Here is a 20,448-nt window from a genome sequence, read left to right as displayed (position 1 = left end):
CCCCTCAGGAGACTCGTCATGATTCCTTTGCTCATCGTCCTGCTCATCATCCTCGTGCTGTTCGGCGCTGGCTTCGCCCTCGACGTGCTGTGGTGGATCGCCATCGCCCTGCTCGTGCTCTGGGTGCTGGGATTCTTCTTCCGCTCCGGGAGCAACAGCCGCTGGTACCGCTGGTGACGTCCGTGCGGTGACAGCCGTTCGGCCGACGGCGCCGGCCCTCGGGCCGGCGCCGGGCCGTGCGGTCGTCCACCCGGCCGGTCGGGGCGGGGCAGGGGCCGTCAGTGTCGGCGGTCAGGGTCGGTCAGTCGGCGATCAGGGCAGGCGGGCAGTCCGTGTCGGTCAGGGCAGGCAGGCAGTCAGTGTCGGTCACGGAAGGGCCGTCAGTCGTGCCAGCGCGTCCACCACGTCGCTGAGGCGGCGCTGGCGGCGGTACGCGACGCGCTGCCGGGTCGCGCCGACGCCGTAGGCGCGGATGCTGTGCCACTGGCCCAGGACCCGCGTGGTGTCGCCGGTGCGGTCGAGTTCCGGCCGCACCCGCTCGACGAGGCGGTCGACCAGCTCGGTGGCGGGCCGTTCGGCCCCCGTGCACGGATCGATGCCGAAGCCGGACAGGCCGTACCGGGCGGCCAGCTCGTGGGCGAGCAGCAGCCGGCGCAGCGGGGTGCGCTGCACGGGCCGGTGCGCCCGCTCGTCGGCCAGCAGGGTGGCGGCGAGGGCCCGGACGAGGGCCGCGACCATGACGACGGTGTCCACGTCGGCGTTGGAGTCGGCGACGCGGATCTCCAGGGTGGGCACGTGCTCCGACGGGCGGGCGTGCCAGTACACCATCCGCCGGTCGAGCAGGGTGCCGGTGCGCACCAGCTCGGCCACGTGCGCGAGGTAGTGAGGTTCGTCGAGGTCGGGCGCGGGCCCGACCGTGGGCCAGCTCGCGTACTCGACGGAGCGCCAGCTGGCGAAGCCCGTGTCGCGCCGCCGTGCGAAGGGCGAGTTGGCCGTCACCGACTGGAGCACGGGGAGCCACGGCGCCATGCGGCGGGAGAGGGCGAGCGCGAGCTCGCGGTCGAAGGTGCCGACGTGGACGTGACAGCCGCAGACGAGGCCGTCGACGGTGCTGAAGCGGGACGCGAAGCGGCGGGCCATGCGCCGGTAGCGCTCGGTGTCCGTGATGGTCAGCGGCTGCGCGGGCGGCACGACCGGCGTGCCGGTGGCGATCGGCAGGCAGCTTTCCGCGCGGGCGGCGGTGCCCACGACGGAGCGCAGCCGGACCAGTTCGTCCCTCAGGTCTCGGCACGAGCCGGTGGGCTGGGTGATGGTCTCGACCTGGGCGTTGAAGAACTCGTTCTGGACCTGCTCGCCGAGTACCCGCGCGGCCGAGGCGATGACGTCCGGGGCCCGGTCGACGGGGGCACGGCTCGCCTGGTCCACGAGGACGAACTCCTCCTCGACTCCCATGGTCAGGTCGTTCATGGCCGTCTCCTCGCTTCGGCCAGCGTCTACCCGGTGAGCGGCGTTCCACCCGCGTCGACGCACGCCAGGCGTGTTCCGGCCGGGCCTGGGCAGTCGCCGGTGGGAACCGTGTGCCGGCGCACGGGCGGGGACCGTGCGTCGCCGAGGCGGAGACCGTGCGTCGCCGAGGCGGAGACCGTGCGCCAAGGCGGAGACTCGAGGCCCGAGGAGCGTGATCATGGTCAGGACGGCGGACGTCCTCTCCTTCCTGGAAGGTCTGCTCGTGCTGCGTGCGACGCGCGGCGGGGCGCGGCCGTTCGACGGGCGCACGGTCGTGGTGACGGGTGCGAGCGCGGGCGTGGGGCGTGCCACGGCGCGGGCGTTCGGAGCGGCCGGAGCCCGGGTGGCGCTGCTCGCCCGCGGCCGGGTGGGTCTGGAGGCGGCGGCCGGTGAGGTCGAGCGCGCGGGTGGCGAGGCCCTGGTGGTACCGGTGGACATGGCGGACCCGTCGAGGGTGGAGGAGGCCGCCGACCTGGTGGAGAGCCGTCTGGGGCCGGTCGACGTCTGGGTGAACTCGGCGTTCACCTCCGTCTTCGCCCCGTTCCTCTCCGTCACCTCGGACGAGTACGAGCGGGTCACGGAGGTGACCTATCTCGGCTACGTCAACGGGACGCGGGCGGCGCTGCGCCGCATGCTGCCGCGCGACTCGGGCGCCGTCGTCCAGATCGGCTCGGCACTCGCCGAGGTGTCCGTGCCGCTCCAGGCGGCGTACTGCGGGGCGAAGCACGCGATCAACGGCTTCACGGCCTCCGTGCGGCTCGAACTGCTGCACCGGCACAGCCGCGTGGCCGTCACGCTCGTGCAGCTGCCGTCCGTGAACACGCCGCAGTTCTCGTGGGCGTTGTCCAGGCTGCCGCACCGGCCGCGCCCCGTCGCGCCGGTGTTCCAGCCCGAGGTGGCCGCCCGGGCGGTGCTGCACGCGGCCCGGCACCCGCGGCGCAAGGAGTACCGGGTCGGCGCGTCCACCGCGGCGGCGGTACTGACCCGCCGGGCGGCGCCCGGCCTCCTGGACCGGTACCTGGCGCGTACCGGCTACGACTCCCAGCAGACCGACCTGCCGGCCGCGGCCGACGGTCCGCACAACCTCTGGGCTCCCCTGGACGGGCCCGACGGGCGGGACCACGGCGCCCACGGCGCCTTCGACGCGGAGTCGGCCGAGCGTTCGCCGTACACCGCCCTGGCCCGGCATCCGATGACCGTCGCGTCGGCCGTGGGCGCGTCGGCGGCGGGCGCGTCCGCGCTCGCGGCCCGCGCCCTGCGGGCTCGGCGCGACGAAAGGCGGTGACCGGCCGTGACCGGTTTCGAACTCCTCGACCTCTCCCTGCACACGGAGGAGCTGGGACGGCTCGAAGTGCCGCGCAGCGACCGCCCCGGTGAAGCGGAACCGATCGTGGTGCCCGAGGGCACGGTGATCAGTGTCGGCCTCACGTTCCGGCTCGACCAGGAGGTCGACGGGCTGGCCTTCGAGGAGTCCCTGGTCATGGAGGGGAAGGTGCTCGCGACGACGCGGACCGTCCTCGGCGGCTTCCGGACCGGCGGCCCGTACGAGGTGCGGCTGCCCCCGGAGCGCCTGCCGGTGGGCCGGGCGCACTGCGGGGTGTACACGGTGACCGGCCGCTTCACGGACGGCGACGGCCGGGACCTCGGGGAGGAGAGCTACCGGATGCGCCTGGAGCACCGCCCGGCCCCGAAGCCGGGCCCGCATCCCGGTTCCCGGCCCGCCGTGCCGCCGCATCCCGCGGCGCCACGGCCCGGCTCGCCGCCTCCGGCGTCCCCGCGTCCCGCTCCGCCCTCGGCCGCGCGCGACGCGGTTCCGGGTTGGGGTCCCGCCGCCCGCGACAACCCCGGCGACCCGGCGGCCCCGCCGACTCCGGCGGCCTGACAGCACCCCCTGACAGCACCCCACCCGCTCCGGCGGCCCGACCGCCGGGACCGCACTCGTCGATCGCGCGTGGATGGCGCTCGGCGTTCCTCCGTGTTCACCGTCGGCGTTCACCGTCGGCCGGGGCGGCGCGGCAGCAGTTCCTGGGCCTTGGCCTTGAGGCCCTGCATCACCACGTGGCCGCGGTGGCCGTCGCCGTGGGCGAGGGAGGCGAGGGTGGCCTCGATCTGCTCCCAGGTGGAGTGCGGCGGGATGGGCGGCACGGCCGGGTCGGTGCGGAAGTCCAGGACGGCGGGACCGTCCGCGGAAAGGGCCTGGCGCCAGGCGTCCTCGACGTCGCCGGGATCGGTGACGCGGATGCCGTCCATGCCGAGCGACCGGGCGAAGCCGGCGTACGGCACGTCGGGGACGGCCTGGGAAGGGCCGTAGGGCGGTGTGCCGCCCAAGGCGCGCAGCTCCCAGCTGACCTGGTTGAGGTCCTGGTTGTTCCAGACGGCGACGACGAGCCTCGGGTCGGTCCATTCGTCGGCGTACTTGGCCACGGTGACCAGCTCCGCCATGCCGTTCATCTGCATGGCGCCGTCGCCGACGAGGGCGACGGCGGGCCGGTCGGGGTGGGCGAACTTGGCGCCGATCGCGTACGGGACGGCGCAGCCCATGCTGGCGAGGGTGCCGGAGAGCGAGGCCCGCATGCCGCTGCGCAGGGTGAGGTGGCGGGCGTACCAGTTGGCGACGGAGCCGGAGTCCGCGGTGATCATGGCGTCGTCGGGGAGCAGCGGGTCGAGCGCGTGGGCGACGAGCTCGGGGTTGACGGGGTCCGCGGAGAGCCCGGCGCGGCGCTCCATCACGGTCCTCCAGCGGCGGGTTCCGGCGATGACGGCCCGCTGCCAGCCGCGGTCCTCCTTGCGGAGGAGCAGGGGCAGCAGCCGGCGCAGGGTGGCCGCGGCGTCGCCGACGAGGTTGACCTCGTACGGGTAGCGCAGTCCGACCATGTGGGCGTCGATGTCGATCTGCACGGCCCGCGCCTGGCCGTACGGCGGCAGGAACTCGGAGTAGGGGAAGCTGGAGCCGACGGTGAGCAGGGTGTCGCAGTCGCGCATCAGCTCGTACGAGGGGCGGGTGCCGAGCAGACCGATCGAGCCGGTGACGTACGGCAGTTCGTCGCTGAGGGCGTCCTTGCCGAGGAGGGCCTTGGCGACGCCGGCGCCGAGGAGTTCGGCGGTCTCCTCGACCTCGCGGGCGGCGCCGGCCGCGCCCTGGCCGATGAGCATGGCCACCCGGGTGCCCGCGTTGAGGAGTTCGGCGGCGCGGGCGAGGGAGGCGTCGTCGGGTACGGGCTCCCAGCCGGCGACGTCGAGGCTGGAGGGGACCATCTTGTGGGCGTGTTCCGGGGCGGAGTACGGCAGTTCCTGGACGTCCGCGGGGATGATCAGCGCGGTGGGGGCGCGGCGGGCGTAGGCGGTGCGGACGGCGCGGTCGAGGACGTTGGGCAGCTGTTCCGGGACGTTGACGGTCTCCAGGTAGCTGGAGGCGACGTCCTTGAAGAGGCTGTGCAGGTCGACCTCCTGTTGGTAGGAGCCGCCCATGGCGCTGCGGTCGGTCTGTCCGACGACGGCGACGACGGGTACGTGGTCGAGTTTCGCGTCGTACAGGCCGTTGAGGAGGTGGACGGCGCCGGGTCCCGAGGTGGCGGCGCAGACGCCGACGTGGCCGGAGAACTTGGCGTGTCCGACGGCTTCGAAGGCGGCCATCTCCTCGTGCCGGGCCTGGATGAACCGGGGGTCGTCCCCGGCCCGGGACCAGGCGGAGAGCAGGCCGTTGATGCCGTCGCCGGGGTAGCCGAAGACATGGCTGACGCCCCAGGCGCGGAGCCGGTCGAGCAGGTGGTCGGCCACGGTCTCCTTGCTCATGACCGCTCGCCTCCGTTCCTCGGGTCGGTTCGGTCCGTCCGCCCGTTCCGCTCGGCGGCGCTGCCCGCGCCGGCCGGGCCGGCTCCGTCGAGCAGCGGCAGCACCTTGGTCCGGTAGAAGTCGAAGAAGCCCCGCTGTTCCGGCCCCATCTGGCCGACGTGGACGCGGTCGACGCCGGCGTCGGCGAAGGCCCGCAGCCGGCGGGCGTGCTCCTCGGGATCGGGTCCGCAGGGCACGGCCTCCGCGACCGTCTCCTCGGTGACGAGTTCCGAGGCCTGCTCGAAGTGGCGGGGCGTGGGCAGGATCTGGTTCAGCTCGCCGGGCAGCTGCTCGACGGACCACAGGCGGTGGGCGGTGCGGACCGCCTCGTCGCGGGAGGCCGCCCAGCAGACCTTGGTGGAGGCGGACACGGGCCGCCCGGCGCCGCCGGCCCGGAAGGTGCCGATCAGTTCGGGGTCGGGGGCAGTGGTGACGAAGCCGTCGGCGATGCGCGAGGCGAGTGCGGCGGCCTTGGGGCCGAAGGCGGAGAGGTCGATCGGCGGCGGGGTGTCGGGGAGGGTGTAGAGGCGGGCGTTCTCCACGGTGTAGTGGCGGCCGCGGTGGGTGATCTGCTCGCCGGTGAACAGCTTCCTGATCACCTCGACGGCTTCCTCCAGCATGTCGAGGCGCACGTCGGCGATCGGCCAGGGGTCGCCGAGGACGTGTTCATTCAGCGCCTCCCCGCTGCCGAGCCCGAGCCGGAAGCGCCCGTCCAGCATGACCTGCGAGGTGGCGGCGGCCTGGGCGACGAGCGCCGGGTGGAGGCGCACGGTCGGGCAGGTGACGGCGGTCTCGACGGGCAGCTCGCAGCGCTGCGAGAGACCGCCGATCACGGACCAGACGAACGGACTGTGGCCCTGGGCGTCGTTCCACGGGTGGAAGTGGTCGGAGATCCACAGCGAGCGGAAGCCGGCGTCCTGGGCCATGCTCGCCTGGTCCAGGAGATCCGCCGGCCCGAATTCCTCGCAGGACAGGAAGTAGCCGAACTCGGTCATGACACCTCCACGTGGGTGCGGGTCGTCGCTCCGTGCGGTGGGCTCCGACGGAGCGGCTGCCCGGGTGACCCGGAGGAAAACGTGGAGGCGGCCGGGGGCGGGGCGCCGGTCAGGCCTCGGCCGTGCCCGGCGCGGCGGGCTCTTCCTCGGCCAGGAGTCCGGTGCGCAGCTCGCCGAGGATGCGGGTGAGCAGGCGCGAGATGTGCATCTGGGAGAGACCGAGGCGGGCGCCGATCTCGGCCTGGGTGAGGTCCTCGCCGAAGCGCAGCGACAGGATCATGCGGTCCCGTGCGTCGAGGCGGGCGATGAGCGGCTTCAGGGAGGCGAAGTCCTCGATCAGCTCGTACGAGGGCTCCGGCGCGGCGAGCCGGCGCGAGCCGGTGCGCGGGGGGTCGCCCTCGTCGGCGACGGAGGCGTCCAGGGAGCGGGCGGTGTAGCCGCGGGCGGCGATCTCGCCCTCGGCGACGCGCTCCTCGGGGACGTGCAGGTGCTCGGCGACCTCGGCGCGGGTGGGCCGGTGGCCGAGGCTCTGCTCCAGGGCGTCGGCGGCCTTGGCCATGTCGATGCGGAGTTCCTGGAGCCGCCGGGGCACCCGGACGGCCCAGGTGGTGTCGCGGAAGAAGCGCTTCATCTCGCCGACGACGGTGGGCAGCGCGAACGCGGAGAACTCGATGCCGCGGTCCGGGTCGAAGCGGTCGATGGCCTTGATCAGACCGATCGTGCCGACCTGGACGATGTCCTCGCGCTGTTCCGGCCGGTTCTTGAAGCGCCGGGCCGCGAACCTTACGAGGCTCAGGTTCAGCTCGACGAGGGTGTTGCGTACGTAGGCGTGCTCGGGCGTGCCCGGCTCCAGTTCGCGCAGCCGGGTGAGGAGCGCGGTGGACAGCGTCTGGGCGTCATCGGTGGAGACCTGGGTGGGCCGGTCGATCTCGGGCAGTCCGTCCAGTGCGTGTCGGCGCATCGCGGCGGCCCGGGTGGGCGTCGCGGGAGGGACGGGGGAGCGACGTGTCGACGTCGCGTTCCTGGGCATGTGGCTCCTTCGACGGTGGCGGTGGGCCTGCGCCGTGCGGGGTGCGCGGCGGGGGTCCGTCGGTCGAGCGTCTGAGGTAAGGATTCCCGCTCCGGTCCGTTTTGACACGAATTAATCCAGTCGGTCAGGGCAGCGGCCCGTTAAGGGCCCGAGAACAACCCTGGACGCCCGGAGAGGAGCGGACCATGCCCCGCGGATCGAGCGCCAAGCGCGAACGTCAGTACGAGCACATCAAGGAGAGTGCCCTGGACCGCGGCGAGAGCCAGAAACGCGCGAAGGAGATCGCCGCCCGCACCGTGAACAAGGAGCGCGCCCGCGCGGGCGAGTCGGAGACGGCGAGCAAGACCTCGCTCCAGGACATGTCCTCCTCGCGCCGCGGCGGCAAGCGCTCGCACAGCGGCTCCCAGGGACCGACGTACGACCAGCTGTACGCGGAGGCACAACGCCGCGACATCCACGGCCGGTCCTCGATGAACAAGGCCGAACTCAAGCGCTCCCTCGGGGAATGACCATGTGACCCGGGGACGCCGAAGGGATCCACCGTGACGCTCGACGGAACGACCGTTCTCGTCCTCACCAGCAACTACGGGACGGAGCAGGACGAACTCATGCACCCGATGGCGGTACTGCGGGAAGCCGGTGCCCGCGTCACGGTCGCCGCCCCCCGGGACGAACCCGTCCTGACCCTGATCTCCGACCGCCGGCCGGGAACCGTCGTCGAACCGGACACGACGCTCGCCGAGGCCTCGCCGGACGCGTACGACGCCGTGGTCGTGCCAGGCGGCACCCTGAACGCCGACCGGCTGCGCACCAACCACCGGGCACAGCGCCTGATCGCCGCCTTCGCCGACGACGGCAGACCCGTGGCGGCGATCTGTCACGGTCCGTGGCTCCTGCTGGAGAGCGGGGTGGTCAAGGGCCGCGAGCTCACGTCCTACCCGTCCCTGCGCACGGACCTGGAGAACGCCGGCGGCCACTGGCAGGACCGGGAGGTCGTCGTGGACACCTCCGGCGGCCATCCGCTGATCACCTCGCGCAGACCGGCCGATCTGGACGCCTTCTCCAAGGCGATCGTCACGGCCCTCGAGGGCCGCACGTCCTGACCCCGATCCCCTCCGTTCCGACGCCCCTTCCACCACCACGGGAGACCACCATGACCACCGCACGCGAGATGATGACCCCGGACGCCACCTGTGTCCGGTGGGACGAGACGGTCGCCGACGCCGCCAGGAAGATGGCCGAGCTCCACGTGGGCGCGCTGCCCATCTGCGGCCCCGACGAACGGCTCAAGGGCATGCTCACGGACCGTGACATCGTGCTCAAGGTCATCGCCGAGGGCAAGGACCCCGCGCAGTGCACGGCCGGAGAACTCGCGCAGGACGAGATCGTCACCGTCGGCGCGGACGACTCCGCCGACGAGGTGCTGCACGTGATGAGCGAGCACCGGATCCGCCGTGTCCCCGTCATCGACCACCACGTCCTCGTGGGCATCATCGCCCAGGCCGACGTCGCCAGGACCCTGCCCGACCGCCCGGTGGGCGACCTCGTCGGCTCCATCTCCGAAGATTCCTGAGCCCCGCCCGGAAACGCCCCTGGCAGCCGCGCACGGAGGTGCGCGGCTGCCAGGGGCTGACGTGGGTCACCGCTGGGGCGGCTGCTCCGGGGGCGGCGGCGCCTGGTCGGAGCCCAGCTGCTGCTTCAGCCTGTCCTGGGCCGTGTCGACCTGTCCGCTGTACTTGCCCTGCGTCTTCCCGTCGACGAAGTCGCCTGCCTTGTCGATGCCCTGACCCGCCTTGTCCTCGTGGCCCTTGAGCATCTGCTTGAGCTTGTCCATCACGGACATCGCGGCCCTCCTAGAGTGGCCCCCCTGTCCCGTCCAGCATCCCGGACCGGCACGCGACCCGCATCCGCAGAGCGGTCCTGAAGGTGGCTTGGGCGGTGGCCCGGGCCCATGGGCGCCGTGAGGCGGACGCGGGGTCAGACCTCGGGTGTACGGGCGGCCGGCGGGTTCCGCCCGTGGTCTGACGCACGGCCGGAGCCCCACGCCCTAACGTCCTGGGCATGGTCAAACTGACTCGGGCGGCCGCGGCCGCCCTCCTCGCCTGCGCCGTCGCGTTACCCGCGACCGCCCTTCCCGCCACCGCCGCGACGCCGACGGCCGTCGCCCCCGCGGCCACGGCCGCCTCCGCGGCCGCCGCGCTCGAACTTCCCGCGCCCACCGGCAGGTCCGGCGTCGGGACCTCCGTCCTCCACCTCGTCGACCGGTCCCGCACCGACCCGTGGGTGCCGGACGCCGACGGCCGGGAGCTGATGGTCACCCTCCACTACCCGGCGGCCCGCAAGGCGCAGGGCCGGCCCGCCCCGTACGCGACCGAGCAGGAGGCACGACTGCTCCTGGAGGGCGTCGGGGTGACCGATCCGGCGTCCGTGCGCGCGCTCGCCGGCATGAGCACCCACAGCGCGACGAACGCGCGGCCCGCGCCGGGGCGGCATCCGCTCGTGGTGCTGTCGCCGGGCTTCGGCGTGCCGCGCTTCACGCTCACCGCCACCGCCGTGGAACTGGCCTCGCGCGGCTACGTCGTCGCCTCCGTCGACCACGCCTACGAGACCTCGGGCACCGCCATGCCGGACGGACGGATCCTCACCTGCGTGGCCTGCAAGGCCCTGGAGGAGGGCCGGGCGAAGGGCAGTGACGTCACGGCCGCGCGCGCCGCGGACGTCCGCTTCGTCCTCGACCGCATCACCGGGCCGCGCGCCGCCTGGCCGTACGCGCGGATCGTCGACCGGTCCCGGATCGGCATGGCCGGCCACTCGATCGGCGGCGCGAGCGCGGCGACCGCGATGCTCGCGGACCGGCGCATCGACGCCGGGGTGAACATGGACGGCTCCTTCTGGGACACGCTGCCGGCGGGCGGTCTCGGCGGCCGGCCGTTCCTGTTCCTCGGCACGGACGACGAGACGCACCGGCCCGGTGGCGAGGACGCCACCTGGGACCGTACGTGGCAGGCGCTCGGCGGCTGGAAGCGCTGGCTGACGGTGGCCGGTGCCGACCACTTCACGTTCTCGGACGCGCCGGTGATCCAGCGTCACTTCGGCCTGCCGGCCGGGCCGATCCCGGCCGACCGGGCGCTGACCGTGACCCGCGCGTATCTCGCCGCGTTCTTCGACGAGCACCTGAAGGGCGTCCCCCAGCCGCTCCTCACCGGACCGAGCGCGGAGCACCCCGAGGTGCGGTTCAACCAGCCGTAGCCGCTCCTGGCCCGAGGTCGTGGGCGCGCCTGAGCACGTCTCAGGCGCGTCCCGCGGCCTTCTGGCTGCGCCGGGACAGGGAGTCCACGACCACGGCGGCGAGCAGCACGGCGCCGGTGATCATGAACTGGACGGCGTTGCTGACGCCCATGATGTTCATGCCGGACTGGATGGAGCCGATAACGAGCGCGCCGAGGAGCGCGGACCACACCGAGCCCCGGCCGCCGAACAGGCTCGTGCCGCCGATGACCGCGGCGGCGATGACGTTCATCAGGAGGTTGCCGCCGCCGGAGGTCTGGCTCGCGGACTGGATCTGGCCGGCGAGGAAGATGCCGCCGACGGCCGCCATGGTGCCGGAGATGGTGAAGACGCTCATCCGGACGAAGGGCACGCTGATGCCGGCGCGGCGGGCGCCCTCGATGTTGCCGCCGACCGCGAAGACCTGCCGCCCGTAGCGGGTGCGGCGGAGCACGAAGTCGAGGAGCACCAGCAGGACGAGGAAGATCAGCAGCGCCAGCGGCAGGCCCTGGTACTGGTTGAGGATGTACGCGGCGGCGAAGGCGAGGGCACCGATGACGACCGTCCTGATCACGATCTCGGCGACCGGCCGGAACGGCACCCGGGCCGCCTGCCGCCGCTTGGCGTCGAGCAGCGAGGCGAGCAGGAACAGACCGGTGCCGACGCCCGCCGTGACGTAGGAGACGGCCGCGTTGTGGAAGATCGTCGAGTAGAGCTCGGCGACGATGGTCTCGCTCGGGATGTTGACGGTGCCGGAGGTGCCGAGCACCTGGAGCATGAGGCCGTTCCAGAAGAGGTTGCCGGCCAGGGTGACGACGAAGGCGGGCACGCCGACCTTGGCGAAGAAGAAGCCGTGGATGAGGCCGACCGCCGCTCCCCCGGCGACGGCGACCAGCAGCGCCAGCCATTCGTTCATGCCGTTGAGCACGTTGAGCACGGCGAACACGGCCGCGCACAGACCGCTGACGGAGCCGACGGAGAGGTCGATCTCGCCGAGCAGCAGGACGAAGACGATGCCGACGGCGATCATGCCGGTGCCGACGATCTGCTGGCTGAGGTCGGAGAGGTTCTGTGCGGAGAGGAAGGTGCTGTCGAGGCTGCCGAAGACGGTCCAGATGACGACGATGGCGACGACGACCGGCAGGGAGCCCAGCTCGCCGCTGCGCAGCTTGCGCCGGAACTCGCCCAGGTAGCCGCGGAAGCCCTCCTCGCGGACGATGAGCCGGCTGTCGACGGCGGGGACGGCCTCCGGGGCGGGTCGCTGGCTGGCGGCGTCACCGGGTGCGCCCGGCCCGCCGGGCTTCCGGTCGCGTCTCATGGCTCCTCCTCCCCGCGGGCCTGCCGTTCTTCGCGGATGCGGGCCTGACGCCGGGTCACGGCGCTCTCGGTGGCGCCGGTGATGGCGGAGATGATCTCCTCGGTGCTGGTGGCGCGTTTGTCGAAGAGGCCGTTGTTGCGGCCGAGCCGCAGGACCGCGATGGTGTCCGCGACGGCCATCACGTCCACCATGTTGTGGCTGATGAGGATGGTCCCCAGGCCGTGCTCGCGGAGCCGTTCGACGAGGTCGAGGACCTCGGCGGTCTGCTCGACGCCCAGCGCCGCGGTGGGCTCGTCCAGGATGACGACCTTGGGGTCGCCGATGAGGGACCGGGCGATGGCCACCGTCTGGCGCTGGCCGCCGGACAGGGAGGCGACCGGGATGCGGACGCTGGGGATGCGGATGGACAGGGTCTCGAGGAGTTCGCGGGAGCGCTGCTCCATGCGGACCTCGTCGAGCACGCCGAAGCGGCGCAGCTCGCGGCCGAGGAAGAGGTTGCCGACCACGTCGAGGTTGTCGCACAGCGCGAGGTCCTGGTAGACGGTGGCGATGCCGAGGTTCTGGGCGTCGTGGGGCCGGTTGATGGACACCGGCCTGCCCTGCCACTCGATGACGCCGTCGTCGGGCGGGTTCACCCCGGCGATCGCCTTGACGGCGGTCGACTTGCCGGCGCCGTTGTCGCCGACCAGGGCGACGACCTCACCGGCGTGCACGTCCAGGTCGACGTCCGACAGGGCCTGGACCGCGCCGAAGCGCTTGGAGATTCCCCGTAGCGTCAGCACAGGTGTTTCCGGCACCGCGACCGCCTCCGACCCTGCCAGGCCCGTGTTCGCCGGGCGGTTACTCGAGTCCGGCCTGCTTGCACGCGGCCTCGTACGTCGGCGTGCAGATCTCGTCGACCGTGTAGAGGCCGTCCTTGACGACGGTGTCCTTGATGTTGGTCTTGTCGACCACGACCGGCGTCAGCAGGTTGGCCGGCACCTTGTCGCCGCTGCCGTTGGTGACGGTCAGGGGGACGAGGTCCTTCGGGAGCGCCTTGCCTTCGGCGAGGTTCACGGCCATCGTGGCGGCGATGTCGGCCTCGGGCTTGTACGGCTTCATGACGGTGATTGTCTGATCGCCGACCAGAATGCGCTGGATGGCGTCGAGTTGGGCGTCCTGGCCGGTCAGCGGCACGTTCATGCCGGCCGCCTTGAGGGCGGTCGAGATGCCGGCGGCGAGGCCGTCGTTGGCGGAGTAGACGCCGACGATCTTGTCCTTGCCGAGTGCGCTGATGGCTCCGGACATCTGCTGGTTGGCGTTGTTCGGGTCCCAGTTGGGGGTGTCGTACTCCTTGCCGATCTTCACCTTGCCGTCGAGTACGGAGTGTGCGCCGGCCTTGAAGTCGGCGGCGTTCGGGTCGGTGGGCGAGCCGTTGTGCATGACGATCTGGCCGGAATCGGCCTTGTCGCCGAGGGCGTCGAGGAGCGCCTTGCCCTGCAGCTCGCCGACCTTGCGGTTGTCGTACGAGACGTAGGAGTCGACCGGGCCCTGGGCGAGGCGGTCGTAGGCGACGACCTTCACGCCGGCGGCGTGGGCCTTGTCGACGGAGGACTGGATCGACTTGGAGTCCACCGCGTCCAGGATGAGGACCTTGTCGCCCTTGGCGAGCGCGGTGTTGACCTGTTGTTGCTGCGTGGTCGCGCTCTCGGCGGCGTTGTAGTAGTCGACCTGGGCGCCGGGCGCCAGCTCCTGGATCTTCTGCTCGATGTAGGGCTTGTCGAACTTCTCGTACCGGGTCGTCTTGCTCTCCGGGAGCAGCAGCCCGATCTTGATCTCCTGACGCTGGGCCGAGTCCGAAGCGGACTGGGCGACGCCGCTCGTGGCCACCGCACTCAGGGAGAGGACCGCGGTTCCCGCGACGGCGATCGCCGCGCGCACTGTACGGGTCATGGCAGGCTCCTTCCGCGCGCCCTCGAGCCCTCTACCGCGGGGGCTACGAGGCTGGGAAGACTGCCTGACCGCGGGAGCGTCGGCGCACCTATGGCCTATGTATCGACATTAGCCCCAACCCGTGGCGCCTTCCATTCGCGGCGCCGTGCCCCCCGTGGGCACGGCGCCGCTCCCGGTGCCGCTCCCCGGTCAGCCGGCGTGCCGGGCCATCCAGGCCTCGACCTCGTCGGCGGACCTCGGCAGACCCGCCGACAGGTTCTCGTGGCCGTCCTCGGTGACGAGGAGGTCGTCCTCGATGCGGACGCCGATGCCCCGCCACTCCTCGGGCACGGTCAGGTCGTCCGGCTGGAAGTAGAGCCCGGGCTCGACGGTGAGCACCATGCCGGGCTCCAGGACGCCGTCGACGTACTCCTCGTTGCGGGCGTGGGCGCAGTCGTGGACGTCCAGGCCGAGCATGTGGCCGGTGCCGGCCATGGTGAAGCGGCGCTGGAGGCCGAGTTCGTAGGCGCGCTCGGCGGGGCCCTCGATGAAGCCCCACTCGACGAGCCGGGCGGCGAGGTGGCGCTGGGCCGCCTCGTGGAAGTCGCGGTAGGCGGCCCCGGGCTTGACGGCGGCCATGCCGGCCTCCTGTGCCTCGTACACCGCGTCGTAGACCCGGCGCTGGACGGGCGTGAAGGTGCCGCTGATGGGGAGGGTGCGGGTGACGTCGGCGGTGTAGAGGCTGTTCGTCTCCACGCCCGCGTCGAAGAGGAGCAGTTCGCCGGGGCGCACGGGTCCGTCGTTGGTGGTCCAGTGCATGATCGTGGCGTGCTCGCCCGCGGCGCAGATGGAGCCGTAGCCGACGGAGTTGCCCTCCAGGCGGGCGCGGCGGAAGAAGGTGCCCTCGATCCAGCGCTCGGAGGTGGCGACGGCGCGGGAGAGCTCGGCGATCGCGTCGGTGAAGCCGCGCACGGTGGAGTCGACCGCCTTGCGCATCTCGCCGATCTCCCAGGCGTCCTTCACCAGGCGCAGGCCGCTCAGCACCTCCTCCAGCTCGTCGTCGCGCTCCTCGTCGGTGCTGAGGGCGGCCTCGAGGACCGGGTCGACGCCGCGGACGACGCGGGTGGGGACGGTGGAGGCGGCGAGGTCCTGGGCGGCGGTGCGGACGTCGCGGCAGGGCAGGCCGAGGACGCGCTCGGACTCGGCGAGGGAGCGGCGGCGGCCCATCCACAGTTCGGCGTGGTAGCCGCTCCAGAACTCGTCGGTGTCCCGGCCGTCGCGCGGCAGCTGGTAGCAGTAGGCGTCGTGGCCGCCGTCCGCGCGCGGTTCGAGCACGAGGGCGCCGTCCCTGGCCTGGTCGCCGGTCATGTGCACGTAGCCGGAGTACGGGCGGAAGGGGTAGGTGTCGTCGTTGGAGCGGGCCTTGAGGTTGCCTGAGGGGATCACCAGGCGCTCGCCGGGGAAGCGGGCGGAGAGCGCCGCGCGGCGCCGGGCCGCGTACGGGGCCTGCTCGTCGGGAGTGAGGTCGTGCCGTTCGGTGTCGGCCCAGCCGGTGCGCATCAGCGCCGACAGTTCCTCGGAGATGCCTGCGTAGAGACCGTTCTTCCGGGCCTTGGCCACGTCGTACCCCTTCGTCGGTTGCTCGCGTGTTCGGGTGAGCTTGCGGTTCCGGACGGTAGTCCTCCCGGCGGACGCCGTGGGCCCTGGAGTGCCAGTGGCACTGATCGGACACGCGGGGGTCGGAGGGCGCCGACAATGAGGGCATGACGAACGCGAAACTCGCCGAGGCGCTGCGGCTCCTGGGGGTCGGTCCCGCGGCCGGCCGGGTCTACCGGGCGCTGCTCGAATCGGCGCCCGCGCCGCTCGGCGTGATCGGGCGTGCGGCGGGCCTCGGCGGCGCCGAGCTGTCCGCCGCGTACGCGGAGCTGGTCGACGCGGGCCTGGCCAGCGCCGCCGACGGCGAGGGCGATGTGGTGGCGCCGGTGCCGCCCGCGGCGGGTCTGGAGATCCTGGCCCGGCACCGGGCGGCGGAGCTGGAGGAGTCGCGGATCGCGGTGGGCGGCGCCTTCGAGTCGTTCCGGCGGCACCGGCTGGCCGCCTACAACGACGACCTGGTCGAGGTCGTCACGGGCGAGGCGATCGGGCCGCGGATGCGGCACGCGTGGGCGAGCGCGCGGGAGCAGATCCGGCAGTTCGAGTCGCCGCCGTACGTGCTGCTGCCGGGCGCCACGGAGGACGCGCTGGCGACGCTGGCGCGCGGGGTGCGGCAGCGGGTCGTGTACTCCCGGGAGTCCCTGGAGCACCCGGGGCACCTGCGGGACGCCATCGAGCCGGCCATCGCGGCGGGCGAGCAGGCGCGGGTGCTGCCTTCGGTGCCGGTGAAGCTGCTGATCATCGACGAGGCGTACGCCCTGGTGTCGCTGTCCATCAGGGAGGCGGACGTGGTCAACACGATGCTGGTGGTGCAGCCGTGCGGGCTGCTCTCCGCGCTGGTGGCGCTGTTCGAGCAGTGCTGGAACAGCGCGCTGCCCTTCCACGGCGGCACGGCGCGGCCCGCCGCACTGCCGCCCGCCGACCGCCGGCTGCTGCGGCTGCTCGCGGGCGGGGCGAGCGACGAGGTCATCGCGCGCGAACTCGGTGTCAGCCGCCGGACCCTGTTCCGGCGGCTGCAGGTCCTGATGGCCCGGCTCGGCGCGGCGAACCGCTTCCAGCTGGCGCTGCAGGCGCAGCGGGCCGGCTGGCTGTGAGCGGCCGCGAGCGCCGGGGGCCGCGGGCCGTACCGCGTCTTCGTCACCGCCTGCCGAGAACCTGCACATTGTGTACGTGACTTGAACCGGGCCTCCCCCGGCGCTCGCCGGACGGGCACACCGCCCGAGGCTCGCTGTCGGGTTTCGCCCCGGTTCGTCCGGTGCCCTTCGAGGACCCCCGGAATCTGTTACTCCGCTCTGCGGAGAAGTCGTCGCCATTGGGTGAAACATGCTGCACGGGCGGCTTCCGGTGGTGCGCGAAAGGTGCCGAAAAGGCGTCAAGGGAATTGGCTCGTACACCCGTTGGCGTGCTTTGATCTGGCCCGCCGCGGCAGACGGATTCCCCCCACTCAACGAAAGGTGCGCTCCATGCGTAACGACATCGAGACCCGCGAGATCGCCGACACCGAGCTCGACGCCGTGTCCGGCGGTGTCATCAGCGTCAACGGCGGTCTCGCCGGCGCCGCGACCAGCGACGTCACCAACCTGCTCGGCACCGTCGGCAACCTGCAGACCGTGCAGAACGTCGAGGGCCTCGTCAACGGCGTCCCCGGCCTGGTCCAGGGCGTCACCGGCGTCTCGGTGAACACCGGCGCCATCACCGGCATCGCCGGTCTCTGAGCGAGTCCCACCGCCGGACACCCCGGGGCCCACGCCCCGGGGTGTCCGGCACCCGCTGCGGGGCCGACGGGGGTCGTCCCGCCGCGGTACGGCGGCACAGGAAAACGCAGTCGAACTGCGGTCGAAGGAACAGTCCATGCAGTTTCGCCAGAAGGCCCTTTCCAAGCTGCAGTCCCCCGAGGAACTCGATCTCCCGGTGCGCTTCGCGCGCCCCCAGGGCCGGCTCGTCCTGGCCGTCACGGTGCTCGTGATGGCGGCCGCCGGGTACTGGGCGTTCACCGGCACGGTGACGTCGAAGCTGAGCGCGCCCGGCGTCCTCACCCACGCCGAGGGCCGCTATCTGCTGCAGAGCCCGGTGGCCGGGCAGGTGACCGAGGTCCTGGTCGCCGAGGGCCGGACGGTCGCCGCCGGAGAACCGCTCGCCGTCGTCCGCACGGACCGCGGCGACCGGCCCGTGCGCGCCGTGGCCGGCGGCCGGGTGGCCGTCCTGTTCGCCCGTACCGGCGCCGTCGTGACGGCCGGCGCCGACGTGGCCGCCGTCGAGCGGGTCACCGACCCCGACGAGCCGCTGGTGGCGGTGCTGTACGTGCCGGCCGGCGAGGCCTCCGTGGTCCGCGCGGGCGCCGCCGTCGACGTGACCGTCCGCCGGACCGCCGGAGCCCGTGCCGGGACGCTGCGCGGCCGGGTCACCGCTGTGGGCCGCGCGCCGCAGTCCCGGGCGCAGATCGGCGGCTTCCTCGGCGACGACGGGCTCGCGGCGGAGTTCACCCGGCAGGGCAACCCGGTGGCGGTGCTCGTGCGCCTGCCCCGCTCCCCCGAAGGCCCGGACCCCGCCGGCTCCGGCACGCCGGTCACCGGCGCCGTCCACCTCTCCTCGCAACGTCCCGTCGACTGGCTGCTCCCGTGAACCCGCGCAAGAAGACCTCCCGCCCCCGGCGCCGTCCGGCCCGCACCGCACCGCCCCGCGGCCGCGGGACCCGCACCGTCCGCACCCCGACGGTGCTGCAGATGGAGGCGGTGGAGTGCGGCGCGGCGGCGCTCGCGACGGTGCTCGGCCACCACGGCCGGTTCGTGCCGCTGGAGGAGCTGCGGATCGCGTGCGGAGTCTCGCGCGACGGCTCGCGGGCGAGCAACCTCCTGAAGGCGGCGCGGAGTTACGGGCTGACGGCCAAGGGCATGCAGATGGACCTGGCGGCGCTCGCCGAGGTCGTGGCACCGGCCGTGCTGTTCTGGGAGTTCAACCACTACGTCGTCTACGAGGGCATGGGCCGGCGCCTCGGCCGGTCCGGCGTGTACGTCAACGACCCGGCCAAGGGCCGCCGTTTCGTGCCCATGGAGGAGTTCGACACCGCCTTCACCGGAATCGTCCTCGTCTTCGAACCGGGCGCCGGGTTCCGGCGCGGCGGCCGCAGGCCGGGCGTCCTGGACGCCGTGCCCGCCCGGCTGCGCGGCACCTCGGGCACGATGGCCGCCGCGGTGCTCGCGAGCGTGCTGCTCGTGGCGGTCGGCGCGTGGGTGCCGGCGCTCAGCCGTACGTACATCGACAGCTTCCTCATCGGCGGGCAGTCCTCGCTGCTCGGCGTGCTGTTCGCGGCGATGGCGACCGCGCTGGTCCTCACGGCGGCGCTCACGGCGCTCCAGCAGGGCAACCTGCTGCGCGGGCGCGTCGTCTCCTCGACCCTGGGCGGCGCCCGTTTCCTGCGGCACCTGCTCCGGCTCCCGGTCGCCTTCTACGCCCAGCGCAGCCCGGCGGACCTGGTGCAGCGGCTGCGCTCCAACGACCAGGTCGCCGAGACCCTCGCCCGCGACCTGTCGGCGGCGGGCGTGGACGCCGTCGTGGTGCTGCTGTACGCGGTGCTGCTGTGGACCTACGACCCGCAGCTGACCCTGGTCGGCGTGGGCGTGGCGCTGCTCAACGTGGTGGCGCTGCGGATCACGATGCGGGTCCGGGCCACCGGCACGCACAAACTGCGCGCCGAGAGCGCGCGGCTGACCAACACCTCGTACGGCGGTCTCCAGCTGATCGAGACGATCAAGGCCACGGGCGGCGAGGACGGCTTCTTCCGCCGCTGGTCGGGGCAGCACGCGGTCACGCTCGACGTGCAGCAGCGGCTCGGCGTGCCCGGCGCCTGGCTGGCGATCGTGGCGCCCACGCTGGCCGCGCTGAACAGCGCGCTGATCCTGATGATCGGCGGACTGCGGGCGGTGGAAGGGCATCTGACGGTGGGTCTGCTCGTCGCCTTCCAGTCCCTGGTGACCGGGTTCACGGCGCCCGTCGCGCGTCTGGGCGGGGTCGCGGGCCGGATCCAGGACTTCGCCGCGGACGTCGCCCGGCTCAAGGACGTGGAGAACTTCCCCGTCGACCCGGTCCACACCCGCCGCGAGCCCGCCGCCGGTGCCCGCAGGCTCACGGGCCACGTGGAGCTCGACGGCGTCACCTTCGGCTACAGCCCGCTGGACGCGCCGCTCCTGAAGGACTTCTCGCTCGCGGTCGGCCCCGGGCAGCAGGTCGCGCTCGTCGGCGGCTCGGGCAGCGGCAAGTCCACGGTCTCGCGGCTGATCGCCGGTCTGTACGCGCCGTGGGAGGGCTCCGTCCGCATCGACGGGATGCCGCTCGCGGACATCCCGCGCGGCGCCCTCGCCGCCTCCGTGTCCTTCGTCGACCAGGACGTCTTCCTCTTCGAGGGCACCGTCCGCGACAACGTGGCGCTCTGGGACCCGTCGGTGCCGGACGAGGCGGTCGTCGCGGCGCTCGCGGACGCCGCCGTCCTGGACGTGGTCTCCCGCCGCCCCGGCGGCATCCACAGCCGGGTCGAGCAGGACGGCCGGAACTTCTCCGGCGGGCAGCGGCAGCGGCTGGAACTCGCCCGGGCCCTGGTGCGCGACCCGAGCGTGCTGGTCCTCGACGAGGTGACCAGCGCCCTGGACGCGGTCACCGAGCGTGAGGTCATCGACAACCTGCGGCGGCGCGGCTGCGCCTGTGTGGTCATCGCCCACCGGCTGAGCACCGTGCGCGACAGCGACGAGATCCTGGTCCTCGACCGGGGCACGGTCGTGGAACGCGGACGGCACGCCGGCCTGGTGGCCGCGGGCGGCCCGTACGCCGAACTGGTCAAGGAGCACTGAGGTGACCACGCCGAGCCCCGTCACACCCGGCACCGCCCACGTCACCGCCACAGGGACCGGCACCGCGGCCTGGACCGGCACCGGGAGCACGGCCGC

At 73.0% G+C, this 20,448-nt stretch carries 20 protein-coding genes; 11 read left to right on the top strand and 9 right to left on the bottom strand.

Features of this window, described 5'->3' with window-relative positions; translation table 11 throughout:
- The first annotated feature begins 18 nt into the window (after window positions 1-18).
- Window positions 19-177, top strand: coding sequence for a hydrophobic protein (locus ACFWJO_RS31900; RefSeq protein ID WP_385688931.1), 159 nt, complete (start codon window positions 19-21; stop codon window positions 175-177).
- A gap of 189 nt (window positions 178-366) precedes the next feature.
- On the opposite strand, the gene ACFWJO_RS31895 is transcribed toward ACFWJO_RS31900, so the two are convergent.
- Window positions 367-1,467 carry a glutamate--cysteine ligase gene (locus ACFWJO_RS31895; protein WP_386870799.1) on the bottom strand — a complete coding sequence of 367 codons (1,101 nt, stop codon included), beginning with the start codon at window positions 1,465-1,467 and terminating at the stop codon, window positions 367-369.
- Between the two features lie 217 nt (window positions 1,468-1,684).
- Between ACFWJO_RS31895 and ACFWJO_RS31890 the strand changes: the two genes are divergently transcribed.
- Window positions 1,685-2,791 (top strand): SDR family oxidoreductase, encoded by a 1,107-nt coding sequence (locus ACFWJO_RS31890; protein ID WP_386870797.1) that lies wholly within the window; start codon window positions 1,685-1,687, stop codon window positions 2,789-2,791.
- Between the two features lie 6 nt (window positions 2,792-2,797).
- The gene (locus ACFWJO_RS31885; RefSeq protein WP_386870795.1) at window positions 2,798-3,388 is read left to right on the top strand and encodes a hypothetical protein; all 591 of its coding nucleotides are present in this window, start codon (window positions 2,798-2,800) and stop codon (window positions 3,386-3,388) included.
- Window positions 3,389-3,498: 110 nt separating this feature from the next.
- On the opposite strand, the gene ACFWJO_RS31880 is transcribed toward ACFWJO_RS31885, so the two are convergent.
- The 3 genes from ACFWJO_RS31880 to ACFWJO_RS31870 all read right to left on the bottom strand — a co-directional run bounded on the left by ACFWJO_RS31880 (window position 3,499) and on the right by ACFWJO_RS31870 (window position 7,362).
- A complete protein-coding gene (locus ACFWJO_RS31880; RefSeq protein WP_386870793.1) occupies window positions 3,499-5,298 on the bottom strand; it encodes a thiamine pyrophosphate-requiring protein in 1,800 nt (599 codons plus the stop codon).
- On the bottom strand, window positions 5,295-6,332 hold the full coding sequence (locus ACFWJO_RS31875) for an LLM class F420-dependent oxidoreductase (RefSeq protein ID WP_386870791.1): 1,038 nt from the start codon (window positions 6,330-6,332) through the stop codon (window positions 5,295-5,297). Before ACFWJO_RS31875 ends, ACFWJO_RS31880 begins: the two co-directional genes overlap by 4 nt.
- Window positions 6,333-6,441: 109 nt before the next feature.
- Window positions 6,442-7,362 carry a SigB/SigF/SigG family RNA polymerase sigma factor gene (locus ACFWJO_RS31870; RefSeq protein ID WP_386870789.1) on the bottom strand — a complete coding sequence of 307 codons (921 nt, stop codon included), beginning with the start codon at window positions 7,360-7,362 and terminating at the stop codon, window positions 6,442-6,444.
- A 185-nt stretch (window positions 7,363-7,547) separates the two neighbouring features.
- Here ACFWJO_RS31870 and ACFWJO_RS31865 point away from each other — a divergent pair, with 185 nt between their 5' ends.
- The 3 genes from ACFWJO_RS31865 to ACFWJO_RS31855 are packed head-to-tail and all read left to right on the top strand — an operon-like array spanning window position 7,548 to window position 8,935.
- Window positions 7,548-7,871: a plasmid stabilization protein gene (locus ACFWJO_RS31865; protein WP_386870787.1), complete on the top strand. Its 324-nt coding sequence runs from the start codon at window positions 7,548-7,550 to the stop codon at window positions 7,869-7,871.
- A gap of 33 nt (window positions 7,872-7,904) precedes the next feature.
- Window positions 7,905-8,465 (top strand): DJ-1/PfpI/YhbO family deglycase/protease, encoded by a 561-nt coding sequence (locus ACFWJO_RS31860; RefSeq protein ID WP_386870785.1) that lies wholly within the window; start codon window positions 7,905-7,907, stop codon window positions 8,463-8,465.
- A 50-nt stretch (window positions 8,466-8,515) separates the two neighbouring features.
- On the top strand, window positions 8,516-8,935 hold the full coding sequence (locus ACFWJO_RS31855) for a CBS domain-containing protein (RefSeq protein WP_386870783.1): 420 nt from the start codon (window positions 8,516-8,518) through the stop codon (window positions 8,933-8,935).
- A 66-nt stretch (window positions 8,936-9,001) separates the two neighbouring features.
- Here the strand turns inward: ACFWJO_RS31855 and ACFWJO_RS31850 are convergent, their stop codons facing one another.
- Window positions 9,002-9,205: an antitoxin gene (locus ACFWJO_RS31850; protein ID WP_386870781.1), complete on the bottom strand. Its 204-nt coding sequence runs from the start codon at window positions 9,203-9,205 to the stop codon at window positions 9,002-9,004.
- A 218-nt stretch (window positions 9,206-9,423) separates the two neighbouring features.
- Between ACFWJO_RS31850 and ACFWJO_RS31845 the strand changes: the two genes are divergently transcribed.
- Window positions 9,424-10,611, top strand: a complete 1,188-nt coding sequence (locus tag ACFWJO_RS31845; RefSeq protein WP_386870779.1) for an alpha/beta hydrolase family protein — start codon at window positions 9,424-9,426, stop codon at window positions 10,609-10,611.
- Window positions 10,612-10,651: 40 nt separating this feature from the next.
- Here ACFWJO_RS31845 and ACFWJO_RS31840 read toward each other — a convergent pair whose 3' ends face one another.
- The 4 genes from ACFWJO_RS31840 to ACFWJO_RS31825 form a co-directional block, all read right to left on the bottom strand.
- Complete coding sequence (locus ACFWJO_RS31840; protein WP_386870777.1) at window positions 10,652-11,947, bottom strand: sugar ABC transporter permease; 1,296 nt, start codon at window positions 11,945-11,947, stop codon at window positions 10,652-10,654.
- Complete coding sequence (locus ACFWJO_RS31835; RefSeq protein ID WP_386870775.1) at window positions 11,944-12,744, bottom strand: ATP-binding cassette domain-containing protein; 801 nt, start codon at window positions 12,742-12,744, stop codon at window positions 11,944-11,946. The genes ACFWJO_RS31840 and ACFWJO_RS31835 overlap by 4 nt, the downstream gene beginning before the upstream one ends.
- 43 nt (window positions 12,745-12,787) lie before the next feature.
- Entirely contained in the window at window positions 12,788-13,879 is a 1,092-nt protein-coding gene (locus ACFWJO_RS31830) for a substrate-binding domain-containing protein (RefSeq protein ID WP_386870773.1), read from the bottom strand.
- A gap of 189 nt (window positions 13,880-14,068) precedes the next feature.
- Window positions 14,069-15,478, bottom strand: a complete 1,410-nt coding sequence (locus ACFWJO_RS31825) for an aminopeptidase P family protein (protein ID WP_386870771.1) — start codon at window positions 15,476-15,478, stop codon at window positions 14,069-14,071.
- A 143-nt stretch (window positions 15,479-15,621) separates the two neighbouring features.
- Between ACFWJO_RS31825 and ACFWJO_RS31820 the strand changes: the two genes are divergently transcribed.
- The 4 genes from ACFWJO_RS31820 (at window position 15,622) to ACFWJO_RS31805 (ending at window position 20,352) form a co-directional block, all read left to right on the top strand.
- Window positions 15,622-16,605 carry a LuxR family transcriptional regulator gene (locus ACFWJO_RS31820; RefSeq protein ID WP_386870769.1) on the top strand — a complete coding sequence of 328 codons (984 nt, stop codon included), beginning with the start codon at window positions 15,622-15,624 and terminating at the stop codon, window positions 16,603-16,605.
- Window positions 16,606-16,974: 369 nt separating this feature from the next.
- Window positions 16,975-17,226, top strand: coding sequence for a hypothetical protein (locus ACFWJO_RS31815; protein ID WP_386870767.1), 252 nt, complete (start codon window positions 16,975-16,977; stop codon window positions 17,224-17,226).
- Window positions 17,227-17,362: 136 nt separating this feature from the next.
- A complete protein-coding gene (locus ACFWJO_RS31810) occupies window positions 17,363-18,133 on the top strand; it encodes an HlyD family efflux transporter periplasmic adaptor subunit (protein WP_386870765.1) in 771 nt (256 codons plus the stop codon).
- Window positions 18,130-20,352, top strand: coding sequence for an NHLP family bacteriocin export ABC transporter peptidase/permease/ATPase subunit (locus ACFWJO_RS31805; RefSeq protein ID WP_386870763.1), 2,223 nt, complete (start codon window positions 18,130-18,132; stop codon window positions 20,350-20,352). The genes ACFWJO_RS31810 and ACFWJO_RS31805 overlap by 4 nt, the downstream gene beginning before the upstream one ends.
- Window positions 20,353-20,448: the final 96 nt, after the last annotated feature.

Source organism: Streptomyces sp. NPDC127092 (genome assembly GCF_042722475.1).
Taxonomy (GTDB): Bacteria; Actinomycetota; Actinomycetes; order Streptomycetales; family Streptomycetaceae; genus Streptomyces.
The sequence above is the reverse complement of the archived record's forward strand: the minus strand, read 5'-3'. Positions and strand labels throughout refer to the sequence as shown.

Excerpts from the sequence above, each read along its gene's own strand:
- ACFWJO_RS31820 (WP_386870769.1), top strand. The coding sequence starts at position 15,622 with ATGACGAACGCGAAACTCGCCGAGGCGCTGCGGCTCCTGGGGGTCGGT.
- ACFWJO_RS31900 (WP_385688931.1), top strand. The coding sequence starts at position 19 with ATGATTCCTTTGCTCATCGTCCTGCTCATCATCCTCGTGCTGTTCGGC.
- ACFWJO_RS31830 (WP_386870773.1), bottom strand. The coding sequence starts at position 13,879 with ATGACCCGTACAGTGCGCGCGGCGATCGCCGTCGCGGGAACCGCGGTC.
- ACFWJO_RS31855 (WP_386870783.1), top strand. The coding sequence starts at position 8,516 with ATGACCACCGCACGCGAGATGATGACCCCGGACGCCACCTGTGTCCGG.
- ACFWJO_RS31890 (WP_386870797.1), top strand. The coding sequence starts at position 1,685 with ATGGTCAGGACGGCGGACGTCCTCTCCTTCCTGGAAGGTCTGCTCGTG.
- ACFWJO_RS31875 (WP_386870791.1), bottom strand. The coding sequence starts at position 6,332 with ATGACCGAGTTCGGCTACTTCCTGTCCTGCGAGGAATTCGGGCCGGCG.
- ACFWJO_RS31845 (WP_386870779.1), top strand. The coding sequence starts at position 9,424 with ATGGTCAAACTGACTCGGGCGGCCGCGGCCGCCCTCCTCGCCTGCGCC.
- ACFWJO_RS31895 (WP_386870799.1), bottom strand. The coding sequence starts at position 1,467 with ATGAACGACCTGACCATGGGAGTCGAGGAGGAGTTCGTCCTCGTGGAC.
- ACFWJO_RS31880 (WP_386870793.1), bottom strand. The coding sequence starts at position 5,298 with ATGAGCAAGGAGACCGTGGCCGACCACCTGCTCGACCGGCTCCGCGCC.
- ACFWJO_RS31840 (WP_386870777.1), bottom strand. The coding sequence starts at position 11,947 with ATGAGACGCGACCGGAAGCCCGGCGGGCCGGGCGCACCCGGTGACGCC.
- ACFWJO_RS31815 (WP_386870767.1), top strand. The coding sequence starts at position 16,975 with ATGCGTAACGACATCGAGACCCGCGAGATCGCCGACACCGAGCTCGAC.
- ACFWJO_RS31865 (WP_386870787.1), top strand. The coding sequence starts at position 7,548 with ATGCCCCGCGGATCGAGCGCCAAGCGCGAACGTCAGTACGAGCACATC.
- ACFWJO_RS31810 (WP_386870765.1), top strand. The coding sequence starts at position 17,363 with ATGCAGTTTCGCCAGAAGGCCCTTTCCAAGCTGCAGTCCCCCGAGGAA.
- ACFWJO_RS31850 (WP_386870781.1), bottom strand. The coding sequence starts at position 9,205 with ATGTCCGTGATGGACAAGCTCAAGCAGATGCTCAAGGGCCACGAGGAC.
- ACFWJO_RS31870 (WP_386870789.1), bottom strand. The coding sequence starts at position 7,362 with ATGCCCAGGAACGCGACGTCGACACGTCGCTCCCCCGTCCCTCCCGCG.